9 protein-coding genes and 2 pseudogenes are annotated in these 8988 nt (G+C 42.7%); 2 read left to right on the forward strand and 9 right to left on the reverse strand.

Annotation, left to right across the window (positions count from 1 at the left end; translation table 11 throughout):
• The 5 genes and pseudogenes from benE to benA form a co-directional block, all read right to left on the reverse strand.
• The coding region (benE, locus tag UC75_RS12595; RefSeq protein WP_228137350.1) for a benzoate/H(+) symporter BenE at positions 1–953 on the reverse strand (953 nt) is incomplete at its 3' end.
• A 57-nt stretch (positions 954–1010) separates the two neighbouring features.
• Positions 1011–1796, reverse strand: a complete 786-nt coding sequence (locus tag UC75_RS12600; protein ID WP_049837798.1) for a 1,6-dihydroxycyclohexa-2,4-diene-1-carboxylate dehydrogenase — start codon at positions 1794–1796, stop codon at positions 1011–1013.
• 21 nt (positions 1797–1817) lie between these two features.
• A complete protein-coding gene (gene benC, locus UC75_RS12605; protein ID WP_049837799.1) occupies positions 1818–2834 on the reverse strand; it encodes a benzoate 1,2-dioxygenase electron transfer component BenC in 1017 nt (338 codons plus the stop codon).
• Positions 2835–2886: 52 nt separating this feature from the next.
• A pseudogene (gene benB, locus UC75_RS12610) lies at positions 2887–3406 on the reverse strand (benzoate 1,2-dioxygenase small subunit).
• A complete protein-coding gene (benA, locus tag UC75_RS12615) occupies positions 3403–4785 on the reverse strand; it encodes a benzoate 1,2-dioxygenase large subunit (protein WP_004793610.1) in 1383 nt (460 codons plus the stop codon). The pseudogene benB and the gene benA overlap by 4 nt, the downstream one beginning before the upstream one ends.
• 106 nt (positions 4786–4891) lie before the next feature.
• Between benA and UC75_RS18920 the strand changes: the two are divergent.
• Together UC75_RS18920 and UC75_RS12620 are read left to right on the forward strand one after the other, a co-directional pair.
• Positions 4892–5021: pseudogene (locus UC75_RS18920) on the forward strand (hypothetical protein).
• A 44-nt stretch (positions 5022–5065) separates the two neighbouring features.
• Entirely contained in the window at positions 5066–6025 is a 960-nt protein-coding gene (locus UC75_RS12620) for a LysR family transcriptional regulator (protein WP_004702719.1), read from the forward strand.
• 48 nt (positions 6026–6073) lie between these two features.
• Here UC75_RS12620 and UC75_RS12625 read toward each other — a convergent pair whose 3' ends face one another.
• From UC75_RS12625 to UC75_RS21630, 4 genes are all read right to left on the reverse strand, one after another.
• Positions 6074–6955, reverse strand: a complete 882-nt coding sequence (locus UC75_RS12625; protein ID WP_049837801.1) for a SphA family protein — start codon at positions 6953–6955, stop codon at positions 6074–6076.
• Positions 6956–7140: 185 nt separating this feature from the next.
• Positions 7141–8202, reverse strand: a complete 1062-nt coding sequence (locus UC75_RS12630; protein ID WP_049837802.1) for an NADH:ubiquinone reductase (Na(+)-transporting) subunit F — start codon at positions 8200–8202, stop codon at positions 7141–7143.
• 14 nt (positions 8203–8216) lie between these two features.
• Entirely contained in the window at positions 8217–8579 is a 363-nt protein-coding gene (locus UC75_RS12635) for a phenol hydroxylase subunit P4 (RefSeq protein ID WP_049837803.1), read from the reverse strand.
• Positions 8580–8638: 59 nt separating this feature from the next.
• Positions 8639–8988 (reverse strand): YHS domain-containing protein (locus tag UC75_RS21630; RefSeq protein ID WP_228137351.1); only part of this gene is annotated, 350 nt, incomplete at its 5' end.

Consider the following 8988-nt stretch of genomic DNA (forward strand, 5'->3'; position numbering starts at 1 on the left):
AATAGCATGACAATACTGCCTGCAAATAAGCCTCCTAAAATATAAAAAATCCCATTAGCAATTCCTGCAATGTAACGTTTTTCTTTAAGTTCATGCGCATCTTTGCCCATACATAAAGCTGCGGTAATTGAGGCAAGCACAATCGTAATACCGCCGACGCAGGCAACAGCTAAAGAGGTAATACTGGTGACAGTAATAATGGGTTTGGCTGGGGTGTCATAACCGCTGAGTTTCATAATCGCCATACCTGGTAAAAATTGACCGGTTAGACTGACTAAAATGAGAGGAACAGCGAGGTTGAGTGTTGAGTTCCATGTCCATTCTGGGCTAATCCACTGTGGAATAGCTAAACTAAAACTCACATCAACCGGGTTCATTTTACCTAAAATGAGGCTTAATAAAACTCCAGCAGCTAACACCCAAATCATGGTGTAGCGCGGCATTAAACGTTTGGCAATTAAAAAGACAATAAGCATGCTAAAGACAATAAAAGGCATGCTATCAGACGCAGTAAATAGGCCAATACCAAATTGAAAAAGAATACCTGCCATCATGCCGGCAGCGACGTCTTGCGGAATCCACTTCAGTAACTTGTCGAAATAACCAGTAACGCCAATTAAAAAAATAACGATTGCAGAAGTAATATAGGCGGCTACCGCTTCATTTAATGAGACATTTGGGAATAGGGTAACTAATAGGGCAGTGCCTGGTGCTGACCATGCGGTTATGACAGGCGTTTTATATTTAATTGAAAGATAAATACCTGAAACGGCGGCACCAATTGAAATTCCCCAAATCCATGACACCATCATATCGGTGGACACATGAGCACGCTGAGCAGCTTGGAAAAAAATAATCAGTGGGCCTGAGTAAGAAATTAAAACCGCGAGAAAGCCCGCAACTGTTGCTGATATAGACCAGTCATTTTTTAATGTCTTGAACAGGGTTGCCATGTGTGATTGCCTCCATGCAAATCATATTATTTACCCAATCATGTAAAAAGATCAGGGTTAACCCTGATCTCCACCTCCGACTGAAATAACCGAGCCAGTCATATACGATGCTTCGTCTGATGCAAGAAATAAAATTGCATTCACTTGTTCTTGAATTGTGCCATAACGGCCCATAAATGTTCGATCTATTGTTTGATCAACTACTTGCTGCATCCAGTCTTTTTCATTTTGACTTAACGGATTGGCATTGCGTGGTACTTTGCGAGGCGGTGCTTCGGTTCCACCAGTCGCAACAGCATTGACTCGGATTCCATCTTTGGCATGTTCAAAAGCAAGCGATGCCGTTAAAGCATTTACACCGCCCTTAGATGCAGAGTAGGGAATACGATTAATACCACGGGTCGCAATTGAAGATACATTTACAATAACACCCGCTTGTTGCTTAATCATGGCGGGGAGCACAGCGCGGCAACACCATAACGTTGGAAACAATGAGCGATTTACTTCCTTAATGATCTCTTCTTCGGAAAACTCTTCAAAAGGTTTCATCCAGATCGCGCCACCTACATTATTAATCAGGATATCTACCCGACCGTAGTGTTCAATGGCTTTTGCAACAACCGCTTGCGCACCTGCATAGGTTTCAAGGTCGGCATTAATCGTGACAGCATCACCACCTGCACTCTGAACTTCTTTGAGAACTTCTTCAACATATTCAGAGCGGTCAGCCATGATGACTTGGCCGCCTTCAGCTGCAACTTGCAGTGCCACACCACGACCAATGCCTTGAGCACTACCCGTAACAATCACGACTTTATTGGTAAATCTTTGACGGTTTGACATAGATAACTTCTCCACCTTGAATTAGTTTGCAGAGAATTTTTCAAACAAGAAATTAGTAGGTTTGATATTTTCAGTTTCTAACCAGCCACGTACCGCCTCTACCATTGGTACTGGTCCACATAGATAAACATCGACGTCGCCACCGTTTAACCATTCACTTTCAATATGACCAGTGACATAGCCTTTACGTTCATGGTTGCTCTCAGGGCTTGCAACTACAGTTCGATATTCAAACCATGGGAATTTCGCCTGCAACTCATTGAGTTTTTCTAGAGCAACTAAATCAAAGTCATTGGTTACACCAAAGACTAAACGAACAGGCTGTTCTGAACCTTTCTCTTCAAGCACTTGTAACATCGACATAAATGGGGCAATCCCAGTACCGCCTGCGAGCATAAGCACTGGACGCGCTACATTACGTAAATAGAAGCTACCGAATGGACCGGTAAATGTCATTTTGTCGCCAGCTTGGGCATTTTTGCTCAAGAATTCACTCATTTTGCCATTCGGTACGTTACGGACCACAAAGCCTGTTAAACGATTGCCCGGTTTTGAGCTAAATGAATATGAACGTGTTTCGCCAGTTTCTGGAATTGCCACGTTAACGTATTGACCTGCAAGGAAATGAATATCCGGTTGTCCTTCATCAAGTTGGATATCAAATGTGATGGTTGAGTCTGATAAATTTTCAACGCGAGCTAATGTACCTTGGAAGCTATGAATTGCAGTTTTGCAAACATCTGACGAGGCTTGAATCTGGAATACCGCATCTGAAGTTGGACGACATTGGCAAGCAAGAATATAGCCTTGCTCAGCTTCTTCTGGTGTTAGTGCATCTTCAATATAGGTTTCTTCTGGCATGTCATAACTACCGGACTCGCAAAATGCGCGGCAAGTTCCACATGCACCATCACGGCAATCCAAAGGAATATTAATTTTTTGGCGATAGGCTGCGTCAGATAGGGTTTCGCCTTGAGCTACGTTAATGAAACGTGTAACACCATCTTCAAATTGAAGTGCAACATTGTGGTTTGACATGGCATGTATCCTACAAAATATTTGAAACTTTTACCCTCAGCCAACAGTCCGTTTAACTGAGGGGGTATGTCTTAAAGGTGGTAGATATCAATGACTTGATTGATATAGTCATTTTTCAAAACGACATACTTGCTCAAGATTTTTGGTTGATCACCTGAAAAATCGATCACATAACGTGACATACCGAAATAGCTGTAATTTGTCTTGTAACGGAAACTCAAGGTATTCCAGTTAAAGCGAACAGTAACTTTGTCGCCATCGCGCTCTACAACTTCAACGTTGGCAATATTGTGGCTTGTGCGTGTGTCCGGCATGGTTGCAGATGAACGCTCAGTTTTGATACGGAACACACGATCTTCTAAACCTTGACGGTCTGGATAATAAATAAGTGAAATTTCAGATTGTGGATCTTCAGTTAATCTATCGTCGTCATCCCAAGCTGGCATCCAGAAAGAAGCTTCGGGTGCATAGCATTCAATCCAATCTTCCCATTGTTCGTCATCTAAAAAGCGAGCTTCACGATAGAGAAACTGAGCAATATTTTCTAAAGTTACTTTGTCTTGAGCACTCATGCTGTTTCTCCCTGATCAGCAATTTCTTTCTCTGATGCAATCGCGTGTTTCATGGTGTGTAACCAATATTGATGTTGGGCAAGATAAAGACCTTCATCTTCAGTTTTGATACCACTTAACATTGGTTTTAAACCGATTTCATTTGCTGCATCGTCTGGTCCATAAATCCAGTGTTTTGAACCACGGCACATGTCATTCCACTCAAGGGCAATACCTGCGTAGCCTGCCTGACAAGCACGGAATTCTTCTAAATCGTCTGGTGTTGCCATGCCTGAAGCATTAAAGAAATCTTCATATTGACGGATACGACGTGCACGAGCTTCAGGTGCTTCGCCTTTAGGTGCGATACAGTAAATGGTGACTTCGGTTCTATTAACCGAAAGTGGGCGAAGTACACGAATTTGCGAACCGAACTGATCCATCAAATAAACGTTTGGATAGAGACACAAGTTACGTGAACGCTCAATCATCCATTTCGACATCGCTTCACCGTATTTTTCGGTGTATTCGTCTGCTTTCGGGAAATTTGGACGGTCTTCTGGGTTTGCCCATTGTGTCCAAAGCAACATGTGACCATTTTCAAAGCCATACGAGCCACCGCCTTGTTTACCCCAAGAACCTGCACTCATCGCACGGATGTTATCGGCAGCTTGTGTTTCTTTGCGGTGTTGAGTTGTTGCTGCGTAGTTCCAGTGCACAGCAGAAACGTGGTAACCATCGGCACCATTCTCAGCGGTGAGTTTCCAATTGCCTTCATAGGTATAGGTAGATGAACCACGTAAAACCTCAAGGCCATGTTCAGACTGGTCAACAATCATGTCGATAATTTTGGTGGTTTCACCTAAGAATTCTTCAAGTGAAGGTACATCTGGATTTAAGCTACCAAATAAGAAACCTTTGTAGCTCTCAAAACGAGCCACCTTTTTAAGGTCATGTGAGCCTTCTTGGTTAAAGCAGTCCGAGTAACCAGCTTCGCTTGGATCTTTAACCTTGAGTAATTTACCTGAGTTGTTAAACGTCCAGCCGTGGAAAGGGCAGGTATATGTTGCTTTGTTACCACGCTTGTGACGGCAAAGTTGTGCTCCGCGGTGTGAACACGCATTGATCATGGCATTGAGTTCGCCGTTACGGTTGCGGGCAATAATGACTGGCTGACGACCAATGTGAGTGGTGTAGTAGTCATTATTATTTGGAATTTGGCTTTCGTGTGCTAAGTAAACCCAATTACCTTCGAAGATATATTTCATTTCGAGGTCAAATAGGGCTTCGTCAGTAAACACTGAGCGATGAAGTTTAAATTCACCTGTATCGATATTATCTACAAGTAATTCATCAATACGGTCAAGATGGCTAGTATTGATTACAGGAATACGTGGCATGTCCGTTCTCCGACTTTCCAAAAGTGTGGAAGTCACCAAGGCCTTAGCTACGATCTACAAGGTCTTGATATCCTAATATTGTCAATGAAGCGCATGAGTGCGCTGGGTGTTTAACCGTGAATTGATGAAGATGAATCACTGGAAGATTGGCAAGAGGGCTTTTTCACAAAGCAATTCATCACTTCATCGGTTTGTTGCTTGTATATACCTTAAAAGAATGGTTAAACTGTGTCTAAGACTGAATTTGCATTTTTTTATATCTTAAAGGTATGGAAGCCTTATGGAACTAAGACATTTACGGTATTTTGTGGCTGTTGTTGAAGAGCAGAGCTTTACAAAAGCCGCGGAAAAACTATTTATTGCTCAACCACCTTTGAGTCGACAGATTCAAAATTTGGAAAGTGAGCTTGGAATTCAACTGTTTGAGCGTGGAAGCCGTCCTTTACAGACAACCCCAGCCGGACATTTCTTTTATCAGCACGCCCTTAAACTTTTGTCGAATGCTGAAGAAATAAAAAGTATGACCAAACGTATTGGTCTAATTGAACGTAGTGTGACGATTGGTTTTGTCGGGTCTTTACTCTATGGTTTACTGCCTCGAATCATTTATTTATTTCGGCAACAACAACCTCATTTGAATATTCAATTGATGGAGTTAAGTACGACTGAGCAGCTACAGGCATTAAAAGAAGGACGTATTGATGTTGGATTTGGACGCCTAAGAATTAGTGATCCTGCGGTGAGACGTATTTTGCTACGTAAAGAACGCTTGGTGGTTGCTGCACATACCAGCCATCCCATTGCTCAGCGTACGGAAGGGGTATATCTGGCCGATCTTATTGATGAAAAGATGTTTATGTATCCCACTTCGCCGAAACCTAATTTTTCGACCCAGCTTTTAAATATTTTTGCCGAGCATAGTTTGGTTCCAAAAAATATGCATGAAATACGAGAAATTCAGCTGGCTTTGGGCTTGGTGGCAGCGGGTGAAGGTTTGTGTATTATTCCTGCCAGTGCCGATACTATTCGCTTTCCTCATTTAAATTACATTCCGATTTTAGATAACGGTGCAGTCAGCCCGATTTTCATTACTGCTCGTGCAATGGACCGAAGTGAAGACTTACAGCTTTTATTTGATTGTATTTATCAGGTGTATGATCTTGAAGGTATTCCATATAAACGCACCGTTTTCACGCTCGATCAAAATCCGATAGATGATTCAGACGGTATCGATTTTTAAATAAAGCAGGGCATAGCCTCAAAAGCTGAAGCTATGCGTTGATGTGTTTTAGAAAGCCCAAATCAGTTTTAGCCAGCTGGTGTGGCCTTCGGAACGGTATTCGACTTCGGTTTCTTTCAGAAATTTGGCTTCAATAGACCAGTTTTTATCGGCATATTGAATGCCTGGACCAATTGCAAAAGCCTGTCCTTTAAACCCAATGTTATTTCCGTTTACTTTGTCATCTGTGGTTTGTTTAAAAGCATAGCCTTCAACTGCCACTTTGAGTTTGGGGTTAATGCGGTAACCTAAGCTATAGTCACCCGCAATGTATTGGCCAGACTGGTAGTTGGTTGCATCGTTACGTGTATTCCAGCTATAAGACAGTTTAGTTGAGAGATCTAAACCCGCCACGTTGGCATAACTATAGGCAAGAATAGGTCGAATGGTGTGATAGTTTTTCCCGAGATTGGCTTCAACTGGATGTGTCGTACTTGGAGTGTCGTATTCACCTGTTCCCAGTACGGTTTCTAGGGCTGCAATCCAGTGATGATTTCCTTGATGCCAGCCGAGCATACCACCCAAAATCAAGTCTCCGAGTCCTTGGTTTGAGTCAGCCATCCCATTTACTTTTAGTCTTAGATCAACCAATGGCTGGGCTGCATAAAACCCGAGTTGTCCATCCATAATTTTTTGGTCGGTCATCCAGACTAACCGCGGAACCACGGCGTTGACATCAACATGGAACTGATCGGGACCATTTTGAAACTCTGATGCATGATAATTTTGATAATAACTGAGTAGATAAACCCCAGCAGGTGGTAAGGCACCCGCCATCATACCTTCGGCACCTAAAGCAAAAGAGTCCGAGCCATTTTCTGTCGCAAATGCAGAGGGAAGGTAAAGGGTGCTGATTACACCACATATGATTGCAGCAATTTTGTTCTTCATAGAATGTCCTATTCTGTGTTGTTTGGCTTGTCACTAAAAAAACGTTATTCCTTAACGGTCTTTAAAAATTTGAGTCTGTTTAGCCTGTAAATTTGGAATGCAGAACTCCTGTGAGCTTTGTATTTGCTTTCTAAATTACAAATACAAAGCTCATTTGAAAAAGCGAAGTGCTGAAAGGTTTATCTTTAAATATGTTTGAATAAAGCTGAACGTGACTGTCCAGCAGCACCATCGGCTGCACTTAAGAAGCGTTCAGTGTGAATGTCCCTTTCGAATAAGCGACTTTGCATGAGCGTTGAAATTGCCGAGTCGATCATGATTGGTGGGCCGCACAAATACGCTTTGTGTCCACCACATCGATTTTCAAAGTAATCGGCAACAGCCTCGTGCACGAATCCGGTAAATCCAGTCCATTGGTCTTCTGCTTTTGGTGCATTGAGAGCAGGGATATAGCGGAAGTTCGGATAGTCTTTTACGAGTTGTTCAAACAAATCTCGGTTGTATAGCTCTGCCAAGTCTCGTGCTCCTTGGAAGAGGTAAATGGTGCGACTATCTCCAGACTCAAGCAAATCTAAAATCATCGATTGTGGACTTGAAAGACCTGAACCTCCTGCAATGAAAATAGCATTTTGATCATCTGACTTGCGTACGAAAAATTGACCATAAGGGCCTGAAATATCAAGCTGATCACCTGTAGCAAGTTGTTCATGCACATAAGTCGTCGCTGCACCGCCTTCAACTTTACGAATATGCAGCTCAACAATACCCACTTCACTTGGTGAATTGGCAATTGAAAATGCACGAGTTCCTTCAATATTTGGAAATTGGACATTAATATATTGACCAGCTTGGAACTCGATTGGACGATTTAGTTGTAGACGGATTCCTTTAATGGTCGGCGACAGGTCTTTTATGTCAATGACTGTCGCTTGATAGTCTTGAACCAAATGGCCTAAGAAATCTGGGTCTTCATCGACATCGGCTTCAATGACCAGATCGGATTGTGGTTTGCAGCAGCAGGCAAGCACCTTATTTTCATCGCGTTCGATATCCATGAGCGCAAATGGTGAAGCTTCACCGACATCATAAAAACCGTCAGTGACTTGAACCTTACATGTCCCGCAAGTGCCATGACCACAGGCAAAGGGTAACCAAACGCCTTGGCGTAAAGCGGCATCTAAAATGGTTTGGTCTTCTTCTACTTCAATCGTTGTTCCGATCGGTTCAATGGTGACTTGATAACTCATGACACACCTCCGAATTAAACGTAGCTGTCGTTATAGCCATTTAATTCTGGCGTAACGAAACGAAGTAATGACTTATGACCAAAACCAAGCTCTGCCAAGCTTTGAATACTCTCTGGGTTGATTGTTTGATCATCTAAGGTGTATTGCACTTTTGACCAATCAATTTTGGCAAAATCTGGATGTTGGGCAAAACCACCTGTAATTTGTTGCTCAATCAACTGTCCAAAAGTTTGTTGAGGCGAGGCAAGCATGGCATGTGCCGAGCAAAAAAGTGTGTGATGATCCCAACCCACGTAAAGTAAGAATTGGTCGCCATAATTTTTTTGCAGATCAAGCGGTTCAAATTGATAGTTGTTGTGTATCGCGCGAACAGTCATGTTCAATCTCCTTATTTCCTATCAGGCAGCTTGATCACTGCCTGAATAATTCCTTGTGCTTAAGCTGCGTTACCTTTCCATTTTTTCCAGCGCTGTTGGTCTGGCGAGCCTTCAATATCCAGATTGTCGGCACCGACATTCATGCGGTAATAATCGCGGAGCATGGTTTCGAGGTCACCGCCACCACAGTTGCCTTGCAAAATTTGATTTACAGGTAGCCATGCTTGTATATATTTCTCAGGCTCGCGCTCGAAAATGTCATGACAGCCATCTGAACAGGTGTGGTAGCGTTCGCCTTGGTAAATGCTATGGCGATAACTAAACTGAGTCGGGTCATCACCCATTTCAGTAAAGGTCATTGGAATCTGACAAACCTGACAAAGCTGTGGTAAACCTGCGCTATAGAAGC

The organism is Acinetobacter sp. V2 (genome assembly GCF_001188385.1).
Classification (GTDB): Bacteria; Pseudomonadota; Gammaproteobacteria; order Pseudomonadales; family Moraxellaceae; genus Acinetobacter; species Acinetobacter oleivorans.

Bases quoted from the DNA above. Each gene is read 5' to 3' on its own strand.
- UC75_RS12620 (WP_004702719.1), top strand. From the start codon at position 5,066: ATGGAACTAAGACATTTACGGTATTTTGTGGCTGTTGTTGAAGAGCAG.
- UC75_RS12600 (WP_049837798.1), bottom strand. From the start codon at position 1,796: ATGTCAAACCGTCAAAGATTTACCAATAAAGTCGTGATTGTTACGGGT.
- UC75_RS12625 (WP_049837801.1), bottom strand. From the start codon at position 6,955: ATGAAGAACAAAATTGCTGCAATCATATGTGGTGTAATCAGCACCCTT.
- benC (WP_049837799.1), bottom strand. From the start codon at position 2,834: ATGTCAAACCACAATGTTGCACTTCAATTTGAAGATGGTGTTACACGT.
- UC75_RS12630 (WP_049837802.1), bottom strand. From the start codon at position 8,202: ATGAGTTATCAAGTCACCATTGAACCGATCGGAACAACGATTGAAGTA.
- UC75_RS12635 (WP_049837803.1), bottom strand. From the start codon at position 8,579: ATGACTGTTCGCGCGATACACAACAACTATCAATTTGAACCGCTTGAT.
- benA (WP_004793610.1), bottom strand. From the start codon at position 4,785: ATGCCACGTATTCCTGTAATCAATACTAGCCATCTTGACCGTATTGAT.